Consider the following 21,506-nt stretch of genomic DNA (forward strand, 5'->3'; position numbering starts at 1 on the left):
ATGCCGCCATATCCGGGCCTTGCGGCAATAATATTATCAGCCAGTACGCCGCCACCCATTCCAATCAGTTAAAAAACCGATTACCATAAATCTATAATTCTATTAGCGACAGCCAGCTCCGTTGATGGCTCAAGAATACTGACAATTCGCACAGCACAGTGGCAGGCGTTCAACAATATCTTGCAGATGGCACAGGTGGTTTTGCATGAAATCGCTAAAAAACTATCTACTTTTTCATATTGAATTACGCCCTGCTATCTCAATAATAGTCATTTGGGTGCTTTCCATTCCCATCATATTTCTCACGGCATACGGCATCGCACGTAATTGGGAGAAAAATTACGTAGCAGAGCAGATCAATCTTGCGCACGAATCCCTTGCTCAAACAACTAATCGCATTGCCGAAATGGCGACGTTCAAATTTGACGTCATAAAAAAATATGCGTCGCTACTCACGATAACAAACCGGGTCAACAGATCTTTATTGTCTACAGACCACGCGGAGCAGGCCTCTGCCTACCTGCAACGGGTTGGCAATGTTCTTACCCTCCATCATGTTTTTATTCTCAACAAAAATGGCATTTGCATCGCATCTAGCGATCAGGATCAGCACAACAGCCTTGTGGGAATAGACCTCTCTGACCGCAAATATTTTCAGGATGCCATGGCTGGCAAAAGCTATGCCCAGTTTGTTGTGGGAAGAGTGTCGAGCATCCCAGGGTTTCATGTTGCTTTTCCTATCTATGAGAGCTCAGAAATTCTGGGTGTCCTTGTTTTAAAGATGGATACAGAAACCCTATACCAACAGCTCTACCTGCCAACCGGCTTTATAACAGACCGCGAAGGGGTCGTTGTTATCGCGGATTCGCCGTCGAGAATGCTCAAGGTAGTTCCGGGGCAACCAGCAACCAGATTCAGCCCACAGGAATGCCAGCAAAGGTATCAGCGAGACCAGCTGGAACCGGTATACATGAAGGAATACACCTTTGATGACATTCAGTTGTGGGAACTGAGCAAAGGCGGCGACTTACACATTTTTCAAAATCTTTCCATCAGCAATCTTGGTCTGTACATCTATGCATTTACAAATGTCACAAAAACACTTGAAGAAGGCAGTGATATGTTTTTCAGAAACTTTATCATACTGCTTTCTGTATTTTTTATTAGCACAGCATTTATTATTGGCACTATAACAACAATAATTCGCGACAAATACATGCAAATATCCCTGCAAAGTGCCAACACGCAGCTACAGATGCTCGCCCAGCACGATTCGTTGACCGGTTTATTCAACCGAAGGATGTTTGACAGTACAATAGCCGCATATTTTGCTCAGAGCAGTCGTCTCAATACCTCATTTGCCCTGATCATCTTTGACATTGATGATTTCAAGATGCTGAATGACACCTTTGGGCATCAGGAAGGAGACAGGGTTATCAAGGAAATCGCCACGACAGTTCGCAAAACGCTGGTGCGCGCAACCGACAGCGTTTTTCGGATTGGAGGAGAGGAATTTGCAGTGCTGACCCTGGCAAACAGCAACCACGATGTCATCACACTTATGGAACGCATACGCAGTGTTGTTGAGCAGCTTGGCATGCCTCACCCTCGAAAGGATGGTGCGATCGTTACCATCTCGTTAGGGGGAGTGCTTGTTGACGAAGACTCGCCAGCTAAAAACAGTGAAGGTGAAGCTTTCAAAAGGGCCGACAACGCACTCTATGAGGCCAAAACCAGGGGGAAAAACCAGGCAGTGCTGGCGAAATAGGCTGGTTGAACAGACCTGCCATAACTACAGAGCTCTCTTTTTTGCGTGTATTACATTTGAATAATTGAATTTTTCCATGTTATCTTGTGGCCCACATAATCTGCCCTTGGCGCGATCATCAGCCACCCCGCTATCTCTGTTTTTTACAACACCTGCCACAACTGGGTATTAATGACGCCCCGCTGTTTTCAGGCTGATAGCAATCGGCTATGCATCTTGCACCTACACCATAAAAGCAAGTCCATAACGATAAGCGCTCCACATTTTCCACTCGCCCCACTCGCCTTCGCAGCATATAGCCCAGTGCATTATTTTTTTATTACTGCAATCGTTATTTCGCAGCCATTTCTGTCTTCATGGTAATTTTCTGCATCCCACAAATAAAATATTCATGGCATTACCCACCAACCACCGCACAAACTTACCGTTTTTAATCATAACATCATTATCGATATTATTTCCAATTGAACATACTGCTAGTTCGCCATATTATAAGAAAAAGTATGTTTTGTCGCCTCGCAGCGAAAAAAGCTGCGCTGCAATGCAAGTGCATATTTTTAATGCCACAGCCGGACCAACTTATGAATATACGTACAAAAGTTTGCCTGCCCCTGGTCATCATCACTCTGGTTGTGGCACTGATGTGCCTGCTTGTGGTGGCAAGGCAGGGAAGCCAGCTCACTGAAAAGAGCATGCAAACGCTGGTGGATTCAAAAATTTCCCAGATCGAGCTGATGGTGAAGACCAACGGACTTCACGCCATGGAAATGGCGGCACTTGTCAGCCGCCTGCCAGAGGTGGAACAGGCCTATCGCATGGCTTTTACTGGGGATATTAATGACGAAAACAGTCCCCAGTCACAGCAGGGTCGCGAAAGGTTACGCACAAGCTTTGCCCCGATGATAGAGGGCTATGCAGCCGTAATGGGGGCAAGACCCCAGCTTCACTTCCACTTTGCAACTGCTCGCAGTTTTGTTCGGTTGTGGCGCGAAAAGCAGACCATGCGCGACGGTGAATGGGTTGATATTTCAGACGACCTTTCCTTTTTTCGGCAGAGCGTCAAGGACATCAACGCCGACAAAAAACCCGTGTGGGGGGTAGAAGTTGGCAGTGGGGGGCTGGCCATACGCGGGCTTGCACCGGTGGTGGCCCGCAACGGCGAACACCTTGGCTCTGTGGAAACACTTGTGCCCTTTAACCCGATGATGGACAGCCTGAGCTCCGGCAAGGGAGAAAATACCCTGCTGTACATGAACCCCAACAAACGTTCCATCGCAACCCAGTTGCACGACACGGGCGTTTACCCCACGGTCAACGACCATTATGTGTTTGTGCGCGGAACCACCACGGGCAAGATTGAGCAGCTCATCAACAAGGATTTTCTGGATTCCGTAACCGGCAGATCCAACTGGTACACAAAAGACGGTCTGCTTATCGCAGGCATTCCGGTTAATGACTGCAAGGGCGAACAGATCGGAACCTTTGTTTTTTCCGTAGATTTGAGTGAGCAGCAGGGCATCATCTTCAAGGCGGGCGAGACGCTGCTGGCCTCGTTTCTTTTTCTGCTGATTGTTCCCATCATTGTTACGTATTTTGTGCTGGGGCTTGCCGTGCTTGCACCCGTGCAGGAAATGATGCGCGCGCTGCAAGGCATTGCAGAAGGCGGAGAAATACTCACAAAACGTTTGAAAGATACTGCAAAAGACGAAATAGGGCATCTGGCAAAGATGTTTAACCGGCTCATGGACAATATTGAATCCGTGATGACCAGAATTGAAGGCTATAAAGACCTGATCAATGCCGTTCCCGACCCCATTTTCGGCATAGACAAAAATCACAGAATCACCATTGCCAACAAAGCCACAGAACTGCTGCTCAAAAAGTCGTCTGACCAACTGGTTGGGCAGCATTGCCACGACTGTTTTTGCACGAGCGCCTGCGGAACGGCCGACTGCCCCATCAACCAGCTCAGCAGCACCACCCCCGGGGCATCAACAAGCATCATTGATATCAGCAACGGGGAAAAACCCCACTTTATCCAGCCAGTGAGCGAAATACTCCACGATTGTCACGGGCAAAACCAGGGCTATGTTGTTGTGGCCAAGGACGTGACCTCGCTGGTGCTGAAAGAGCAGGAAATCAACAAGCTGGCATTTTATGACCAGCTCACAGGCCTTGCCAACAGGGCGCTTATGGTCGACCACATCAGGCAGGCCGTTGTTGCCTGTCAGCGCTGCCACTGCATGCATGCCCTGTTTTTTGTGGATATTGACGATTTCAAATCGATCAATGACACGCTTGGGCACGACCAGGGCGACAGGATGTTGCAGCAGATAGCATCAAGGCTCCGATCTGTTGTACGTGGGGGTGATACGGTTGCCCGTTTTGGTGGCGACGAATTCATACTGCTGGTGCTTAATCTTTGTGAAGACATCAGCACCGCGGCAACCCAGGCCGAAGCCATTGGCAAAAAAATTCTCAGCACATTGCGAATGCCCATACAGCTCGACGATATTCAGTACCGCTGCTCCGGCAGCATTGGACTCACCCTGTTTGGCGACAAGCCTGTTTCAGTGGATGAATTGCTTAAACAGGCTGATATTGCCATGTATCTCGCCAAGGAACGCGGCAAGAACATGGCTGTTTTCTTCGATCCAGAGCTGCAAACGGCCATGATGGAACGCAATGCCATGGGCAATGACCTGAAGGATGCGATCCTCGACCTTTCGCAGTTCACGCTGTACCACCAGCCGCAGGTTACATCTGATGGCAGGATTGTGGGAACAGAAGCACTGCTGCGCTGGCAGCACCCACGGCATGGCATTGTCATGCCCACCGATTTTATCCAGATGACAGAAGGCAACGGACTGATTGTGGTTATTGGCGACTGGGTTCTGCAACTGGCCTGCGCCCAACTCGCCCAGTGGGCCAGCGATCCGCAGCTTTCACACCTGAGCATTGCTGTCAATGTGAGCGCGCGCCAGTTTTGCGAATCGCACTTTGTACAGTCGGTAACCGACATTGTGCAACAGTTTGGCGTAGACCCCGACAAACTCAAGCTTGAGCTTACCGAAAGCCAGTTGTCATCTAATGTAGATGAAATTATTAGCAAAATGAAAGAGCTGAAAAAACTTGGCATAAGGTTTTCGCTCGACGACTTTGGCACAGGCTACTCATCACTGGCCTTTTTGAAACGGCTGCCGCTCGATCAGGTCAAGATAGACAAATCCTTTGTGATGGATTTGCTGGATGACCCCAATGATGCCGCCATTGCCAGCACAATAATGACGCTGGCGAGCAGCCTTGGGCTTGAGGCCATTGCTGAAGGGGTGGAAAGCAAGGAACAGATGGAATTTCTGCAAAACCTTGGCTGCCACATGTTCCAGGGCTATCTGTTCAGTCCGCCGCAGCCAGTTACGGAATTTGAGAATTACGCGCGGGCCGCTGGACAAAACATGCTGCAGGACCTCTTTGCAAGACCGCAGCCCTCGCAGTAGAGGCTGCCCAGGCATCCTGCAAACAGAAGAAAGGCGTGAGAGTTTCTGCCCTCACGCCTTTTTTTATCGTACACCACGCCATCACAGCAGGCAGAGGTTCCTCGGCTACCCGCCTGCAAGGCTGTTTTTCAACGCCCTGTAGTCTGTTTTACCGCTGCCAAGCAGGGGTATGGCCTCCGCATGTTCTATGCGCCGTACCGCATAAAGCGATGAAAGGCCCGCCCCGCGAAGGGCCGAATTTACCTCTGCAAGAGTAAGGGACAATGGGGTAAAGAGCACTATTGCCGAACCTGCTTCTTCCGGCATGGCCTCCACGGCAAGCGCGGGACCTTCCAGCGGGGCGTCGGCCCTGCCGTCAAAAGCCTCAAGCAGCACATTTTCTATCTGCGGCAGCGAAATCATTTCTCCACCCACCTTCACAAACCGCTTGAGCCGCCCCTGAAAGGTAAGCCGTCCGTCATCGTCCATGCTCACAAGGTCGCCGGTGCGGTACCATGTGTGGCCTTCAAACTCCACAAAGGGCGAAGGGGCGTCACTCAGATATCCGCCAAAAATACTGGGGCCGCGCACCAGAAGCATGCCGCCCTGCCCTGCTTCTACCCGACCACGTATCTCGCCATCTTCTTCCCGCACCAGTGCCAAGTGTACCGAGGGCATGGCGTGGCCGATGGTTCCGCTTACCATACTGCCCGGCCTGTTGACCGAAACCACCGGGGAACATTCCGTAACGCCGTAGCCTTCGCACAGCGCGGCCTGAGGGCACTGTGCGGCAAAGGCGCGGTAGATGTGATCCTGACATTTTTCTGCCCCTACAAAAGCGCAGCGTAGCGTTGCCAGATATTCCGTGCCCTGCGCCCGGTCAAGCACTGCCCCAAGGAATGTGGGGGGTGCTGCCATGAGAGTAAGCCTGTAGTCGCGCACCATGGCCGCCAGCGGGCCAGGTTCTGTGGGGTTGGGATGAAAAGCGGCCCGTATGCCCAGTGAAAGAGGCAGCACAATATTGACCATCAGCCCAAAGGAATGGAAGGGAGGCAACATGGCAAGCACGCTGTCGACTGGCTCAACGTGCAGCACATCCACAAGATCACGGGCATTGGCAAGCAGGTTGGCATGGCTGAGGGGCACGGCCTTGGGCAAGGATTCCGAACCAGAGGTAAAGAGCACCGCCGCAATTTCAGGCACGACATAATCTTTCAAGCTTCGCAGCAAACGGGCCTTGAGCGCACCGCAAAGTTTCTCTCTCATGGTCAGGGTGGCGGCCAGTTTGTCCAGCAGCACCCACTGCACAGGCAGGGAAGCCAGCGGCAGGCCTTGACGCTCAAGCCTTTCCTGCAGCGCCGTAGCGCTGATGACATGCCTCACCCCGGTTATGCGGATGCAGTGCCCAAGGTTGGCCTCGCCCACTGTCCAGTTGAGAAGCACCGGCGTTTTACCAGCCAGCAGAGCGGCCAGCCACACAGTGACCACTGCGGGCGTTGCGGGCAGCATTATGCCTAGGCGCTCGCCGGGCAACTCGCGCAGGCGGGCGGCAAGAATCAACGCTCCCGTAAGAATATCCCTGCGGCTGCGCATGCTGGCTCGGTCGGCCAGCAGGGGCCGTGCCGGAGCTGTGCGTACCTGTGTCAGAAAAGCATCAGCGATGGTGGCGGCCTGCGGGGGTATGAAAAGCCTGCCGGTGCAGGCTGGCGCAAACCAGCCTGCCGGTGCAGGGGCATCCACCTCTGCCTGCCCAATCTGCCCTGCTGCCGCAAGCAGACAGTCGCCCACTGCCACCAGTTGTTCCAGATTCTGTATGCTGTGGCCGTGCTCGCCTTCAAGCCTGAGAGCCAGATCCATCAAGGCAAGGCTGTCCAGCCCCAGATCGCCGCCCAGGGTCATATCGTCTGTCAGAGGATGATCCGCGGGCAGGGCGCAGGCCTCACGCAGACTGGCGTACACGGCAACGCGCAGCTCTGCCGGAATGTCGGCACTTTCCTGTGCACGGGTCTGCGCCAGTGCGGGCAGCACCCGCGGCTCGCTACCCTGCCAGAAAAATCGTGGAATCTCCTGTGCAGGGCGCTCTGCCACGTTATAAAAACTCTCAAGCCAGGTGTTGAGCACGCGCTTGTCGCCGCAGCGGGGCATTGCCGCCGCTTCCACAAATTCCACCGTCACCTGGCGACGAGGAGTCAGCAAAAGCAGGTTTGCGCACACAGCCAGAGCGCCCCGCAGCAGTGCCCGCCCAAAATGCGGCGCTTTGCCCGTGGCACCATAGCCAAAAGAACTGCCCCACAAGCCGGTGGTACGCACCAGCACCACATGCAGTTCTGACATTTTTTGCAGAATCATGGCCGCGCCAGAGGTTCCGCCAAGGCTCTCCCTTGCAGATCGATAGATTTTGCCCGCAGGGTACAGCAGCACACTGTCGCCAGTCTGCAAGGCGTCCAGAACGTTTTGCAGGCCCGCCTCAACGCCCTGCCTAGCCTTGGCCCCGTCCTTCATGGCATCGGGAATAAGCACGGCACGTAGCGTCCTGGCGGCAATTCGCCCAAGGGGGCCCTGCATCTGGCGTTCGTCGGCCAGCGGGCGCGGTCTGTGGTTTGCCAGCTGCGAATAGACAATTATGGGGTCAATCAAAGCCGGATGATTGGGCATGAACAGTATGGGCTCCGTACCAGAAATGGCCTCGAGCCCGCGGACTGTCACGCGGTAGCGCAGGCCCAGCAGCAGGCGCAGACAAAAGCCCGTAAAGCTGAAACCCTTGCCGCGAGGAAACAGCCGCGCAATGTTCATGGCCGCCCAGGCAGTAAAAACAAGGCCAATACCGCCACAACCCGCCAACAGCCACGCAGGGGCAACCTTGGCCAGCCAGGCAAAAACAACGCCAGAGAGCAGTATGCCGCTGAAGCACGAAAAATTGGAAATACCCAGAACCTTGCCTTTTTCAGTGGCTGCGGGGCGCACCTGAATAAAGCTCACCAGTGGTATGAGGTACAGCCCGCCGCAAATGCCAGAGAATGTCAGCAGCATAAAAAGATAGGGGAACTGCAGCGCTTCCGGCATCAGAGGGGCAAGGCCGGAGAGCATGAGGCCAAGCCCAAGACCAGCACAAGCCGGAATCATAATACGCCGCCAGCTGTTGGCGTCATAGCGCCCGGCCAGTACCGACCCCACGCATATGCCGATCATCAGGGCCACAGAAAGCAGGCTGGTAACGGTGAGTGAAAATCCCAGCTGCACAATACCAAGATTGTTGATGCACAGCAGGGCAAACGAAGACAGACAGTAGAAAAAGGCCTCGCCTGCCAGCGTTAAAAAAAGATGCGGGTCACGTTTGCGACATTCCAGCGCATGCAGCACCGAATGCACCGGCCCAAGCAGTGGAAAGGGAGCGCTGGCCCCGGCAGGTGCCGCCCCTCTGCCAATGCCAAAGGCGGAAACAAGGCCAACAACAGCAACAAACACGGCCACCGCGCCCACCGCCAGCCTGCCAAAGCCGTGCTCACCCTGCGGGCTTAACGTGTCAAAGGCAGAAAGACCGGGTAGATCAAGCACCAGACCGCCTGCTGCAATGCCCAGCAAAATGGTTGCCGTAGTTGCCAGCTTGAGCAGGGCATTGACCCTTGGCACTTCTGGCGCAGCAAAATTTTCGGGTATAGCCCCATTGAGGGCAGGGCTGAAAATCGTGGCTTGCAGGCCCATCAGAAACACCACGCCCACAATGACCGTCCAGTTCATGCTGACAAGCGACCACACGCCAATAAACATGGCCGCCAGCTCCATGAATTTTGACCAGACCACCAGCCTGTTTTTGGGCATGCGGTCGGCAAGCCACCCGGCCCAGGCAGAGCAGGCCACAAAGGGCAAGGCAAACATGGCAGAGGCAATACCCTGAATGGATTCAAGCCCTGCGCTGGCAGCGAGCAGCAATGCGGCCTGCTTGAAAAAATTGTCGTTGAATGTGCCCATGGCATAGGTGGTTCCCATGCTCAGCAAAATCTTTTTTCCATTGCCTGCCGGAAGAGTTTCGGACGACTGGCTCATGAATTTGTTCCCTTTTCAGTTTGGGGCAAGGCGGTGGCATCCTGCAGATCCTCCTCAATAAAGAGGCGCAGTTTTTCAAGAGAATCCAGAACCATATTGTGGCAAACAGAATACAGCGCCTGTCTGCCCTCGCGCCGTACGCTGAGGATTCCGGCTTTTTCCAGCACGGCCAGGTGATGCACAATGGTGGAACGCCCAAAATCAAAGACTGCGGCAATATCCTTGATGGAAAGCTCCTCGCCAGGCTCAAACAAAAGCAGGATGCGCTGGCGGGTGGTGTCACCCATAGCTGCAAATACAGCGGCTACGGGCTGCCAATGGTCTGGGAGAGTGTTCAGGTAGGTCGTTCTCATAACTATATAACTAGTTTTTTAGTTATAAAAAGTCAAAATAAATTTTACTGTTAAAAAATAGAATATTACAAATAAAAAATCATGAATCGCTGCTACAAAACCGCCCATGACACAGAGAGAAATAAAACTGCTTATCGTAAGTTGCCCTGTGGATTATCCATTTTTTTATTCAAAAATGAATTGCCAATCATAACGGCAAGATATTTTATGTATGCAGCGTTACAATTCCATGTTATCATTTACGAAATAGCATTATTTTTTTGTCAAAAATGCAACAATACAGGCCGTATGAGTGCCCCGCTAAAGTCAAATACGGCAGCCCTTCGGGCGCAAACCTTGTTTTACTGGCATCTGACCAGCGCTGGCAGGTCCCGCCGGCAACTCCCAACTGTTCATTGTTGCGAGCAACCTTAAACAAACAGCCTTGAGAACCAAGGATGGACTTTACGTGACCCAAGCTGGCAGCAATCTGCTGGCTCGCGCCATTCTGCCCCAGATTGAACAGGGGTTTTCTCGCCAGTGCTTTACAGGAGGCTTCATGCCGTATGCTGCAAAAATATTTATCCTTTTATCACTCTGTTTCGGCCTGCTAGCCGTACCGGCTCACGCTGGTGAGTCGTCCGCCCGCAAGGGCAAAACCACATCTGAAAAATTCGAAACCCAGTTTGCTGTGGGCCAAAAATTTACCGGAACCAGTGCATGGTACGGCATACGCGCTCACGGCAAACGCACCGCAAGCGGCACAACCTTTGACTGCACCCAGCATACTGCCGCCCACAGAACCCTGCCCTTTGGCACCCTGGTAAAGGTCACCAACAAAAAAACCAAAAAATCAGTGGTGGTACAGATAACAGACAGGGGCCCCGCGCCAGGTTACCTCATTGATATTTCGCGTCAGGCTGCCATGGATATTGGCATGCGCGAGCAGGGCAGCGCCACAGTTACCCTTGAAATTGTCGCCCTGCCCGCCTCGTACGCCTACAATTCTGCCCGCAAGCAATAACGCGCGTCTGCCCATTGAGCCAGGGTAATACCGCGTGCGCAGATTCGTTTGCAGTCCAAGCTCAAGTACCGAACAGATCCTTTACACAATGGCCGCCTTGCTGGTTCCCACGGGGACCAGGGGCTTCCTGTATTGCGCTGTAAAATGAAACGGTTATTCTCTGGCCAGAAGCGCTGTATGCATTGCCCATCGGGCATTCCCACTGCCCCCTGCACGGGCCTGCACCCACAGCAAGAGCGGAAGCCCCGTCAGCAACAGCGTATGACCGGCAAACCTCAACAACCGCAGCCGCCATCAGGAGCCAGTAATGCTCGTGTACATCCACGGCTTCAATTCAAGCCCCGCCAGCAACACCTATCACAAGCTCAAGGCTCTTTTTGCAGATGCCCAGGCGCTGGAATACCCTTCCGAAGGGCTGTTTGCCGACAACATGACTCTACTGTGCCAGCAGGTTGAGCTTCTCAAGGCAGCCGCCACCACGCCGCTTGTGTTTGTGGGCTCGTCGCTTGGAGGCTTTTATACCTCGCAGGTCGCCCCGCTGTTTTCAGCCAACTGCATGCTCATCAACCCCGCCATCCGGCCAGCACAAAGTTTGCGGCAGTTTCTGGGACGCAATACCTACTTTCATTCTGGCCGCCATTGGGAATTTACCGAGACCATCTGCAACAGCTACCAGAATTTTTGTGACAGACGCGCGGCCCCCATTGAGCGCCTTGTGGTCATTGGCAGGAACGACACCACGCTTGATCCGGAAGAAGGCCGTCAGTACTGGCAGAACCACGCCATAATCCACGAAACGGATGACGCCCACAGCATAGAATCCATTGATGCGGTCATGCAGGCAAGCCTCAACAGGTGGCTGCACCTGGGCTAAAGCCGTAACACGCATATGAGGCGGCACCGCCTGCATAATAAAGGAAAACCCCCGGTCATGCCGGGGGTTTTATTCTGTTGTACGTGAGCAATGCTCTCGGGGGGCTGCCCGCTCTACTCTAAACCGCGCGGGGCGGAGCGGTGGAGGCACGGGTAATCAGCTGATGGCTGTATTCCACACGCGTAATATTGCGGTCAGAGGCAGTACCCCTGATCTTATTATGCAAAATTTCAAGGGCATTACGCCCCTTGTCACGCATGTAGTGCTCGACCGTGGTCAGGTCTATGCCTGCAAATCCCGATGGAAAAATATTGTCAAAACCGCACACGCTGTAATCGGCGGGTATGGAATAGCCGCCCTCGCGCACCGCATCAATAACCCCGTAAGCGACCATGTCATTTACCGCCACAAAGGCGGTAATTTTTTTGTCGTCCAGACATTTGCGTGCCAGCTCCCGCCCCACAAGGTGCTCAATCTGCACATTTTCCAGCTCGATTTCAGGGCTGATATCGCGGCTTTTGACCTGCACGCTGCCCTCGGGGCACAGCTGCCCAAAGGTATCGCGCAGGCCTTGCAGGCGCTGCGTGCGGATGGGGTTTGCCTCGTCTAGCGTGGTTGAAATATAGGCCAGATGCTTGTGCCCCAGATCGTGCATGTGACGCGCTATCAGGCTGCCGGCATCGTAGTTGTTGAGCTCAACGGTATCCACGCTCAGATCTTGCCGCCTGTCGCCAATCACCACCATGGGCAGTTTGCGGTCGGTTTTTTCCAGCACTTCTTCCGGATGGGCCAGCATGGCAAAAATAATACCTGCCATACCCATGCTACGCGCGAACTGCAAGGCTTCAAGCTCATTTTCAAGGCTACGGTAGGTGGTGTAGATGCAGGTGGCATACCCCCTGAGCCCGGCAGCCTGCTGAATGGCCTGAATAACAGTGGAATAATAGGGATTGGTGACGTTGGGAGCCACAAGCAGCACCGAGGGTGTGCTGGGCCCGCCAAAAGCCCTACGCCCGCCCCGATAGCCCAGATTCTCTGCCGCAGAAAAGACGGCCGCAATGGTTTCATCTGCAAATGAAACACCTTCCCGCCCGTTCAACACCATTGACACAGTGGCCTGCGATACTCCTGCGGCCTTGGCAACATGAGCCAAAGTAACTTTTTTAGCGGCAGTGTGCCTGATCCTCTGGCCGTTACCCGTCCCTGCCGTCATAAGCCAAGCCTCCTGTTCGGCCATCAAGGTTCCAAAACGCAGACGTATGGTAACCAGCTTGAAGGCCTTCATCAATTATTTGAACGTCAAAGGAATTATTTTTTATTTAATAAATATTCAATTGACATAAAATTTTTCTACATGCTATCTGACCTTAAATTTAGCACCAATCAACGCTATTTTCAACTGGAGGTAATTAAAAAAATTTAAAAAAATAATCTATATTAGCAAAAACTCGCAAAATTGAATAAAATTTTTAATAAAAGCCGCGCTCACAATAAGGCGGGAAAGCAGCCCACGGAGGGTGTCTGCATGGACGAAAGCTCAAAGCAAAAATACGTTCCTTCCAAAAGCGAAATGCGCAAGGTTGTTCTTGCCAGTCTGCTTGGCGCAACCATTGAATGGTACGATTTTTTCCTCTACGGCGTTGTTGCGGGCATTGTCTTCAACAAACTCTACTTTCCTACTTCTGACCCCTATCTGGGAACCATCATGGCATACAGCACCTTTGCCATTGGTTACCTGGCGCGCCCCCTTGGCGGTTTTATTTTTGGCCATTACGGCGACAAGCTTGGCCGCAAACGCATGCTCATACTCACCATGCTCATCATGGGTGTAGCCACGGTAGGCATCGGCCTTGTGCCCACCTATGCCTCCATAGGCATTGCCGCGCCCATCATCCTGCAGACGCTGCGCCTGTGTCAGGGCCTTGGCCTTGGCGGCGAATGGGGCGGCGCTGTGCTTATGACATATGAATATGCAAGCCCGCGCCAAAAGGCCTTTTACGCCAGTATTCCCCAGATGGGTCTTGCGACTGGCCTGTGCCTTTCCTCTGGCATGGTGGCCCTGCTGTCGTGGCTGCTGGACAACGAGCAGTTCCTTGCCTGGGGCTGGCGCTTTGCCTTTCTTGTGAGTGTGGTGCTTATTGGCATTGCCCTGTACGTGCGTACCCACATTCTTGAAACGCCCGAATTCCGCAAGGTTCAGGAAGACGGCGAGACCAGCAAAAAAACCCTGCCCATCGTTGCCGTTTGCAAAAATTATCCCCTCAATATTGCTCTTGGGGTGGGCGCCCGCTGGATTGACGGCGTGTTCTTCAACGTGCTGGCGGTCTTTTCCATCACCTACCTTGTGCAGCAGCTGCACACCTCGCGCACAGAGGCCCTTACGGCCGTAATGTTTGCCGCCTTGCTCATGTGCCCCTTCATTCTTATTGCGGGTCGTCTGGCTGACCGCTTTGGCCGCGGGCGCATCTATGGGCTCGCCAGCCTCGCCTGCGGCATCTCTGTATTCCCCTCATTCTGGCTTATGCAGAACAGTGGCGGCAGCATGTTCCTGATCGGTGTAGCCATTGCAATTCCGCTGAGCATCTTCTATGCGGGTGTTTTCGGGCCTGAAGCAGCGCTTTTTTCTGATCTGTTTCCCGCAAAGGTCCGTTACACGGGCATTTCCATAGTTTACCAGTTCCCCGGATTTCTGGTTGCCGGCATAGTGCCCGGGCTCTGCACAGTGCTTATCCAGTGGAAGGATGGCGACCCCTTCTACATCTGCATATTTGTGCTCATTGCAGCTGCAACCAGTGCCTTCTCTGCCTTTACCATCCAGGCGCGCCACAACAGGGCGGCACAGGCAGCAGGAGCCGTACAGGATTAACGCCATGCGAATCTTGCAACTCTCAGATACGCACCTGCGAGGCGACAACAGCCTGTCTTTTGGTGTGGTTGATACCCGGCGCTGCCTGGACGAGGCCGCTGCACACCTGAAAAATCTTGTGCAGAAGCCGGATGCAATTGTTATCACGGGTGATCTGGCCGATAGCGGAGACCTGAACGCATACCACATTCTGCACGACGAACTGGCCCCCCTGGGGCTGCCCGTATACGCCGTGCCCGGCAACCACGACAGGCGCGACCGCATGCAGGCGGTAATGCCACAGTGGTGCCCCGCCATGCAGGATATTGCGCCCTTCCTCTGCTACACAGTTGAGCACAACGCCCTGCGCATGATCATGATGGACAGCATGAGCCCAGGCTCGCATTCCGGCCACTGCCACAAGGAAACTGCCAACTGGCTTGAACGCGAACTGGCCAAACGCCCGCAAACGCCCACCCTGCTGTTCATGCACCATCCGCCCTTTGTCACCGGCATGGGCGCCATGGACGAACCCTTTGAAAATGTGGAAAGGTTTGCGCAGATTGTCAGCAGCAACCCGCAGCTGCGCCTGTGTTTCGGGCACATGCACCGGCCCATAGTGACCATGTGGCAGGGCAGCGTTGCCATGACAGCCCCTGCCGTATCCATGCAGATAGACCTGGATCTCTCAGCCGAGGGTGGCGATACCTTCCGCATGGAAACACCGGGCTACCTGCTGCACCATTTTGACAAGGGCGTGTGGAATTCGCACATCTGCCAGATTGCCGTGCAAGCCACATTTGCAGGCCCGTACCCATTTGCGGGTTCGGTGAATCCCACGCAGTAATATCTCCAGACATGAACACCCCACTCTAGCTGGCCGGGGCTGCCGATACCATGTTGGCAGCCCCGGCCATGTTTTTTCGGTGCGATCTTGCAGGGCTGCCCCTCTGATTTCTGCAAAATATTTGCGCAGGCTACAAGCTCAGCCGCAATTATATTTCATACATTTCAGTCTGCTTGAGCTGGAGGAATGGCGTCGCATAAAAATTCCGGTGTTCGCAGACATTGACAGCACTAGACGACCGGTCTAATTATTAAGTCATGAAAGAAAATGCACGGGATAAAATAATCGCAACTGGCGTTGATATGGTTGCCATCTCTGGGTTTAATGCTACCGGAATCGAGTCTATTCTCAAGGCCGCTGGCGTACCCAAGGGATCGTTTTATCACCATTTTGGCTCCAAGGAAAATTTTGGCATCGAGGTTATCAACCTTTTTGCTGAAAGATACGCGCAAAAGCTACGCAGTTTTTTTGACGATCATAACGTTGAGCCGCTTGAACGTATACGCAACTATCTGGAGCACAGCATAGAACACCTGACCCAGGAGAATTTTTCCAAAGGTTGCCTGATTGGCAATCTGGGTCAGGAACTGGCCGACCAGAACGAACGCTTCAGGGACAGGCTGGCCGAAGTTTTTAACGACTGGCTGGCGCTTTTTGCCGATTGCCTGCAGCAGGCGCAGCAGGCTGGCTCGCTCAATCCCCGGCTGGACACCCAGAAGCTGGCAAGTTTCCTGCTTTCAGGCTGGGAGGGAGCAATCCTGCGCGCCAAGGTAATGCGCTCGCCAGAGCCGCTTAAGCAGTTTGTTGGCATACTGTTCACAACAGTTTTAACAGCAGGGTAATTTTTACGCCGCACCACACTATCGCGCGGCAACCCATGCAACACATACACAACGAGAATGACCATGAACGCACAAAAAAACATACTTATGGTTACCACCAGCGCCGATGCCCTTACAAATGGCAGAAAAACAGGCGTGTGGCTTGAAGAAATAGCGGTTCCGTATCTTGCTCTGGCAAAAACCGGTGCCTCCATAACGGTTGCCAGCCCCAAGGGCGGAGCGGTGCCCATTGACCCGCACAGCCTTGACGATACCTCGGTTGCCAAATGGCCTGATATCATGGAACTTCTTAAAAACTCTGCTCCGCTCAGGAATATTCAGGCCGACGGATTTGATGCCATTTTTCTGCCCGGCGGGCACGGCACCATGATGGATTTTGCCACCGATGCAGAGCTCAAGCGCCTTTTGCTCGACTTTACAAAAGCCGACAAGATTATTGCAGCCGTGTGCCACGGCCCTGCTGGCCTGGTGGGCGCAAAGAAGCCCGACGGTACTCCGCTGGTAGCGGGCAAAACCATCACGGCCTTTACTGACGAAGAAGAAATAGCCGTGCAGCTTGAGAAGGTCGTGCCCTTCATGCTTGAAACGACCCTGCGCGCCGAAGGTGCAAACTTTGTTGGCGGCCCCCAGTGGGCTCCGCATGTGGAGGTGGACGGCAACCTCATCACCGGGCAAAACCCTGCCTCCAGCGAGGCCATTGCCCACGCAGTGCTTGAGCACCTGCACTAGATTCTGCAAGCGACAATTGAAAAACCCGGCTCCCCAATTTATGGGCAGTCGGGTTTTTTGTATTCAGGCCCGCCAGCATGCTGGCGAGCCCATGATGTCTCAGGTTACCTTATGTAATGGATGCGCTCGGCCTTGAATCGATCTTGTGGGTCTTTTTCTTCAGCCGGATAGCCCATGGGAAAAATGGCAAACGCGCGTTGCCCAGCCTCTATGGGCAGAATTTTTTCCACCATCGCCATGCGGTCTTCTTCGGGGGCAACGCCAAGCCATACGCCTCCCAGGCCCACAGACTGCGCGGCCAGCCACAGATTTTCCATGGCGATGGCCAGGTCAATCTGCGCGTATTGCGGAAAACGGCAGCCGTCCTCGTGGTAGGCGGTCACAATAGCCATGGGGGCGTGTGCCGCACAGCCCGCATAAGGGCTTATCTGCGACAGGGCCTGCAGTTTTTCCCTGGAGGTCACCACATAAAAATCCCAGGGCTGCTGGTTCCCAGCCGAGGGCGCGGCCATTGCGGCGCGCAGTACCTTTTCCAGTTTTTCGTCCTCTACGGGGCGGTCTTCAAACTTACGCACGCTGACCCTGTGGAATATCTCTTTCATATGATCCTCCTGCTGGTTGCGTCGTAACCCTTTGGAACATTTTTATTCAAGAATATAGGCGCTGACAATCTCGCCATAATAGGCAATGTGTGCGTCCCGGTTTGCGCCCACCGCCGAACCGTCCACATCCTGCGGATAACACTTTGTTCTGTAGTCTTCGATCAGGGCCGGGAGCTCCTGCTTTTGCTGGTACACGATTTTGCATTCCAGGGTAAGGGGGAGTTCTTTGACCGCAGGCACGGAAACAATTTCTGAATCAATCAGCGTAAGCCCGGCCTCCCTGATTTTATCAAGGTTACGGCCACATTTTGTACCACAAATGCCCAGAATTTTTTTGCTATAATCGCCAAAAGGAATATTGACCGTAAATTCGGGATTTTTGTCGAGCAGTTCACGGGTAAATCGGTGCTCACGAATAAAGGCCACAAAGATGGGGGTTGACCACTCAATGCCAAGGGTTCCCCAGCCGATGGTCATGCTGTTGACCCTGTCGCCAGCCTTGGAGGTGAGCAAAATACCCTTGGGCAGGGCTTCAAGAATATTTTTGGCGTAATCGGCAACTTCAATTTTTTTTCTTTCCATGACTCACTTCGCTTGCTTTGATTATTTTTTATGCGGTTGTGCCAGAGGGCAAACCCAGAGTGGGTACAACTCTTCCAACTGGCTAAAATCACTGCCTCATTTCATTTGCCTGATATGGCTATTGCCAACCAGACGACTTAATATTAGACCGGTCATATATTAAGTCAAGTGACGACAGTCGCAACGGGTGACCGACCAACCCGCGACGCAGGTCATGGCATGATATTTTTGCAAAATCAGGCAAGTAAATTGGAGAATTGTGCTAGCGAACAGCCACCAAGCAAGAGTAAAAGATATACAAAGTTGCATCCCCCGCGTGATCAATGACCGTTGGGGCGCATATACGGGCATTTTGCAGCGGCATATGTCAGCTGCCCTGCACAAAGCTGTTCTTTGTTTCAGTTCTGCCCGATAACAATTTTTTGTTGCTGTTTTTTATTGTGCAACAAAATTTCCGTACGATTTTTATACTGCTAACCAGCAAAGGTAAGTACCCATGGAAAAAGCAAAGGTGTATTTTACTGACTTTCGCACCAAGGCTTTTGGCGACGGCCTGCCGACCAAACTAAAAAAAATGATCAAAAAGGCGGGCATAGGCAATATTGACATGAAGGGCCGCTTTGTGGCCGTCAAGATGCACTTTGGCGAACTGGGCAATATCAGCTATCTGCGGCCCAACTACGCCCGGGCCGTGGTGGATACGGTAAAGGAACTGGGCGGCAAGCCCTTTCTGACCGACTGCAACACCATGTACCCCGGCAGCCGCAAAAATGCGCTGGAGCATCTGGAATGCGCCTGGCAAAACGGTTTTACCGCCCTTACGGTAAACTGCCCGATTCTCATTGGCGATGGCCTCAAGGGTACGGACGAAGCCCTTGTGCCCGTTGAGGGCGGTGAATTTGTGAAAGAAGCCAAGATTGGCCGCGCCGTCATGGATGCCGACGTCTTCATCAGCCTCACCCATTTCAAGGGTCATGAAATGACCGGTTTTGGCGGCGCAATCAAAAATATCGGTATGGGCTGCGGCTCGCGAGCTGGCAAGACCGAGCAGCACAGCAACGGCAAGCCCAATATCGACGAAGCCCTGTGCGTGGGTTGCAAGGCATGTATCAAACAGTGCGCCAACAACGCACTGCACTTCAATGCCGAAACCAAGAAAACCGTCATCAATCATGACAACTGCGTTGGTTGTGGCCGCTGCTTGGGCGCATGTAACTTTGACGCCATTTCTTTTGGCTTTAACGCCGCCCTTGAAATGCTCAATTACAAAATGGCTGAATATACAAAGGCTGTGGTGCACGGACGCCCGCACTTCCACATTTCACTGATCGTGGATGTATCACCCAACTGCGACTGTCACGGCGAAAACGACGTGCCGATTCTGCCCAACATTGGCATGTTTGCCTCGTTTGATCCGCTTGCCCTGGACCAGGCCTGTGTGGACGCCTGCATGAAAGCCAAGCCCCTGCCGGGCAGCCAACTGGCGGAAAATCTGGGCAAGAAGGGTTTTGTGGACCACCACGACCACTTTAAAAACTCGCGCCCCGAATCAGAATGGCGCTCGTGCCTCGAACACGCGGAAAAGATCGGCCTCGGCACACGCGAGTACGAGCTTATCGTCGTGAAATAGTGCATTCAAAGACAATAATGGCCGGCCTGTTTTCCGGCCATTGTTGTTTGCAGGGCAAACGGTCAATGTTTCAGCATCACCAGCAACAGCTGGCGGCAAACAACTTCACACAAGGAATTTCCCATGTCCGACATGGCCGAACTGCTGGAAGAACTTGCAACCTTTGACGGCGGCTCAGTAAACTCCCCGCTCAGGGGCGTTCGTTTTTTCAAGAACACACAGCAGACACGCCGCAAACCCCTGCTCTACACGCCGGGCATTTGCATTGTTGCCTCTGGCTACAAGCTGGGGCATCTGGGCGGCAAGACATTTCGGTACGACGCGGGCAATTATCTTGTAACTTCGATATCCATGCCCTTTGAGTGCGAATCCTTCCCCAATGGCAATGAACCGTTGTTGGGCATGTTTATCGATATCGACCTGGTGCAGCTTAACGACCTCATACGGCAGGTTGACCTGCACAGCGATCTGCATGTCAACGCAGCCAACGACTATCAGCTGGCCATCGGACCGTCCATTATGGATGAAGAAATGAAGGACGCCACCATCAGGCTGCTCAAGGTGCACCGCTCAGAACAGGAAACACGCATTCTTGGGCCTGCCTTTGTGCGTGAAATTCACTATCGGGCGCTGTGTGGCAGTCAGGCCCCAGTGCTGCTCTCTGCGGCGCGGGGCAACGGAACCATGGCTCAGGTCATGAACGCCATAGGTCTGATGGAACGCAGCTATCAGGACAAGTTTGATATCAAGCAACTGGCAGTATCGGCCCACATGAGCACATCTGCTTTTCATAAAGCATTCAAGGATATTACAGCAGATTCCCCCCTGCAGTACCTCAAAAAAATCAGGCTGGCAAAGGCCCGCGACCTCATTGTGCAGCGTAAAATGCGTGCAAATCTGGCTGCCAGCGAGGTTGGATATGAGAGCCCATCGCAATTCAGCAGGGAATTTAAGCGGTATTTTGGCGAAAGCCCTGCGGATGTGAAGCGGGAGATCAGAACGACCTGAGAGAGCGAGACAGCCTCCAGATGCGGCACAAATGAGGCCTAATGGAAGCTAGTCAAGCTGACTCCTCAGCACACCAACGGCTCTTCAAAAGCTGCTCATCTTCCACGAAATGACTTGTTCCCGCAGCTTGAGCTGCGGGAACTCCTCTTCCTTCTTCTCTGCGCCCAGTAAGGCGTTCCCCCTTCTTCGAATGTAAATGCCACAGACCGAACCTTGGAAAAATTCCGGGGCAGCTGACCTCTCCAAAGAACAGAGAACTGGAACATGCCTCAATGATGGACAAGTCCCAGCCCCTAAATTGACTGGGGTCAAAACCACCACCATGAGACTTCCCCTCGGTCAAGCAAATTCACCCCACAGAAACGCAAAGTTAGTTCCACCAGCCGCAAACAGCTCGGCACCCAACCATACCGCTTAGCAGTGGTTGAGTGTTCACCATGAAGCAGGTCAGAGGGTTAGCTCAGAAATCAATTTTGGACTGTCCCTGTTATTCAACGGATGAGGTCAGAAGCGTGTCGTGGAGTCACCTTCCACAGACTCGCCGGAGCATACGCGGTAGCGATTGCAAATATCGAGGGGATCAGCAAGATACGTTTTTCGTCCTGACAAAAACGCGTGGAATTTCGAGCGCAACGTACTCAGGTACATGTGCATCAAGAGTTTTGCGCTGATGCTGTTCAGGGCGATAAAAACGGTTTGCGCAAATCAGCCCCTGACAGGTTCTGAACGGCAGCTATCAAAGGGGAACGTCAAGAGATGGCAGGTGAGGGAAAGAAGAAGAAGAAGAAGAAGCGAGGCCATGCTGAGGAAGAACAGAATGAGGGGGGGGCAATGCGTAGTGTCGGGATGGAAGGGGAAAAGACAAAGCCCCTTGCGCTATGAGCAGCAAGGGGCTTTGGAGCA

At 53.2% G+C, this 21,506-nt stretch carries 15 protein-coding genes; 10 read left to right on the plus strand and 5 right to left on the minus strand.

Going from position 1 to position 21,506, the window contains the following annotated elements; translation table 11 throughout:
* Positions 1-205 precede the first annotated feature (205 nt).
* Together F8N36_RS13605 and F8N36_RS13610 are read left to right on the plus strand one after the other, a co-directional pair.
* Entirely contained in the window at positions 206-1,768 is a 1,563-nt protein-coding gene (locus tag F8N36_RS13605; protein WP_291333359.1) for a sensor domain-containing diguanylate cyclase, read from the plus strand.
* A 581-nt stretch (positions 1,769-2,349) separates the two neighbouring features.
* The gene (locus F8N36_RS13610; protein ID WP_291333360.1) at positions 2,350-5,265 is read left to right on the plus strand and encodes an EAL domain-containing protein; all 2,916 of its coding nucleotides are present in this window, start codon (positions 2,350-2,352) and stop codon (positions 5,263-5,265) included.
* Positions 5,266-5,370: 105 nt separating this feature from the next.
* Here the strand turns inward: F8N36_RS13610 and F8N36_RS13615 are convergent, their stop codons facing one another.
* Complete coding sequence (locus F8N36_RS13615) at positions 5,371-9,288, minus strand: MFS transporter (protein ID WP_291333361.1); 3,918 nt, start codon at positions 9,286-9,288, stop codon at positions 5,371-5,373.
* Positions 9,285-9,641, minus strand: a complete 357-nt coding sequence (locus tag F8N36_RS13620) for a metalloregulator ArsR/SmtB family transcription factor (protein WP_291333362.1) — start codon at positions 9,639-9,641, stop codon at positions 9,285-9,287. The genes F8N36_RS13615 and F8N36_RS13620 overlap by 4 nt, the downstream gene beginning before the upstream one ends.
* A 448-nt stretch (positions 9,642-10,089) precedes the next feature.
* On the opposite strand from F8N36_RS13620, the gene F8N36_RS13625 reads away from it, so the two are divergent.
* Together F8N36_RS13625 and F8N36_RS13630 are read left to right on the plus strand one after the other, a co-directional pair.
* Positions 10,090-10,644 carry a septal ring lytic transglycosylase RlpA family protein gene (locus F8N36_RS13625; protein ID WP_291333363.1) on the plus strand — a complete coding sequence of 185 codons (555 nt, stop codon included), beginning with the start codon at positions 10,090-10,092 and terminating at the stop codon, positions 10,642-10,644.
* 307 nt (positions 10,645-10,951) lie between these two features.
* Complete coding sequence (locus F8N36_RS13630; RefSeq protein WP_291333364.1) at positions 10,952-11,518, plus strand: YqiA/YcfP family alpha/beta fold hydrolase; 567 nt, start codon at positions 10,952-10,954, stop codon at positions 11,516-11,518.
* Positions 11,519-11,636: 118 nt separating this feature from the next.
* Here F8N36_RS13630 and F8N36_RS13635 read toward each other — a convergent pair whose 3' ends face one another.
* Positions 11,637-12,803: a LacI family DNA-binding transcriptional regulator gene (locus F8N36_RS13635; protein ID WP_291333365.1), complete on the minus strand. Its 1,167-nt coding sequence runs from the start codon at positions 12,801-12,803 to the stop codon at positions 11,637-11,639.
* Between the two features lie 240 nt (positions 12,804-13,043).
* Here F8N36_RS13635 and F8N36_RS13640 point away from each other — a divergent pair, with 240 nt between their 5' ends.
* The 4 genes from F8N36_RS13640 (at position 13,044) to F8N36_RS13655 (ending at position 16,781) form a co-directional block, all read left to right on the plus strand.
* Positions 13,044-14,384 (plus strand): MFS transporter, encoded by a 1,341-nt coding sequence (locus F8N36_RS13640; protein WP_291333366.1) that lies wholly within the window; start codon positions 13,044-13,046, stop codon positions 14,382-14,384.
* Positions 14,385-14,388: 4 nt separating this feature from the next.
* Positions 14,389-15,210: a phosphodiesterase gene (locus tag F8N36_RS13645; protein ID WP_291333367.1), complete on the plus strand. Its 822-nt coding sequence runs from the start codon at positions 14,389-14,391 to the stop codon at positions 15,208-15,210.
* A gap of 257 nt (positions 15,211-15,467) precedes the next feature.
* The gene (locus F8N36_RS13650) at positions 15,468-16,052 is read left to right on the plus strand and encodes a TetR/AcrR family transcriptional regulator (protein WP_291333368.1); all 585 of its coding nucleotides are present in this window, start codon (positions 15,468-15,470) and stop codon (positions 16,050-16,052) included.
* 63 nt (positions 16,053-16,115) lie between these two features.
* Positions 16,116-16,781 carry a type 1 glutamine amidotransferase domain-containing protein gene (locus F8N36_RS13655; protein ID WP_291333369.1) on the plus strand — a complete coding sequence of 222 codons (666 nt, stop codon included), beginning with the start codon at positions 16,116-16,118 and terminating at the stop codon, positions 16,779-16,781.
* Between the two features lie 104 nt (positions 16,782-16,885).
* Here the strand turns inward: F8N36_RS13655 and F8N36_RS13660 are convergent, their stop codons facing one another.
* Together F8N36_RS13660 and F8N36_RS13665 are read right to left on the minus strand one after the other, a co-directional pair.
* The gene (locus F8N36_RS13660) at positions 16,886-17,383 is read right to left on the minus strand and encodes a nitroreductase family protein (RefSeq protein WP_291333370.1); all 498 of its coding nucleotides are present in this window, start codon (positions 17,381-17,383) and stop codon (positions 16,886-16,888) included.
* Between the two features lie 42 nt (positions 17,384-17,425).
* Entirely contained in the window at positions 17,426-17,965 is a 540-nt protein-coding gene (locus F8N36_RS13665; RefSeq protein ID WP_291333371.1) for a flavin reductase family protein, read from the minus strand.
* 496 nt (positions 17,966-18,461) lie between these two features.
* Between F8N36_RS13665 and F8N36_RS13670 the strand changes: the two genes are divergently transcribed.
* A complete protein-coding gene (locus F8N36_RS13670; protein WP_291333372.1) occupies positions 18,462-19,595 on the plus strand; it encodes a DUF362 domain-containing protein in 1,134 nt (377 codons plus the stop codon).
* 123 nt (positions 19,596-19,718) lie between these two features.
* Positions 19,719-20,603, plus strand: a complete 885-nt coding sequence (locus F8N36_RS13675; RefSeq protein ID WP_291333373.1) for an AraC family transcriptional regulator — start codon at positions 19,719-19,721, stop codon at positions 20,601-20,603.
* Positions 20,604-21,506: the final 903 nt, after the last annotated feature.

The organism is Desulfovibrio sp. (assembly GCF_009712225.1).
Taxonomy (GTDB): Bacteria; Desulfobacterota; Desulfovibrionia; order Desulfovibrionales; family Desulfovibrionaceae; genus Desulfovibrio.

What these genes read in the sequence shown, in the direction of transcription:
- F8N36_RS13605 (WP_291333359.1), top strand. Translation starts at nt 206, where the DNA reads ATGAAATCGCTAAAAAACTATCTACTTTTTCATATTGAATTACGCCCT.
- F8N36_RS13610 (WP_291333360.1), top strand. Translation starts at nt 2,350, where the DNA reads ATGAATATACGTACAAAAGTTTGCCTGCCCCTGGTCATCATCACTCTG.
- F8N36_RS13615 (WP_291333361.1), bottom strand. Translation starts at nt 9,288, where the DNA reads ATGAGCCAGTCGTCCGAAACTCTTCCGGCAGGCAATGGAAAAAAGATT.
- F8N36_RS13620 (WP_291333362.1), bottom strand. Translation starts at nt 9,641, where the DNA reads ATGAGAACGACCTACCTGAACACTCTCCCAGACCATTGGCAGCCCGTA.
- F8N36_RS13630 (WP_291333364.1), top strand. Translation starts at nt 10,952, where the DNA reads ATGCTCGTGTACATCCACGGCTTCAATTCAAGCCCCGCCAGCAACACC.
- F8N36_RS13635 (WP_291333365.1), bottom strand. Translation starts at nt 12,803, where the DNA reads ATGAAGGCCTTCAAGCTGGTTACCATACGTCTGCGTTTTGGAACCTTG.
- F8N36_RS13640 (WP_291333366.1), top strand. Translation starts at nt 13,044, where the DNA reads ATGGACGAAAGCTCAAAGCAAAAATACGTTCCTTCCAAAAGCGAAATG.
- F8N36_RS13645 (WP_291333367.1), top strand. Translation starts at nt 14,389, where the DNA reads ATGCGAATCTTGCAACTCTCAGATACGCACCTGCGAGGCGACAACAGC.
- F8N36_RS13650 (WP_291333368.1), top strand. Translation starts at nt 15,468, where the DNA reads ATGAAAGAAAATGCACGGGATAAAATAATCGCAACTGGCGTTGATATG.
- F8N36_RS13655 (WP_291333369.1), top strand. Translation starts at nt 16,116, where the DNA reads ATGAACGCACAAAAAAACATACTTATGGTTACCACCAGCGCCGATGCC.
- F8N36_RS13660 (WP_291333370.1), bottom strand. Translation starts at nt 17,383, where the DNA reads ATGAAAGAGATATTCCACAGGGTCAGCGTGCGTAAGTTTGAAGACCGC.
- F8N36_RS13665 (WP_291333371.1), bottom strand. Translation starts at nt 17,965, where the DNA reads ATGGAAAGAAAAAAAATTGAAGTTGCCGATTACGCCAAAAATATTCTT.
- F8N36_RS13670 (WP_291333372.1), top strand. Translation starts at nt 18,462, where the DNA reads ATGGAAAAAGCAAAGGTGTATTTTACTGACTTTCGCACCAAGGCTTTT.
- F8N36_RS13675 (WP_291333373.1), top strand. Translation starts at nt 19,719, where the DNA reads ATGTCCGACATGGCCGAACTGCTGGAAGAACTTGCAACCTTTGACGGC.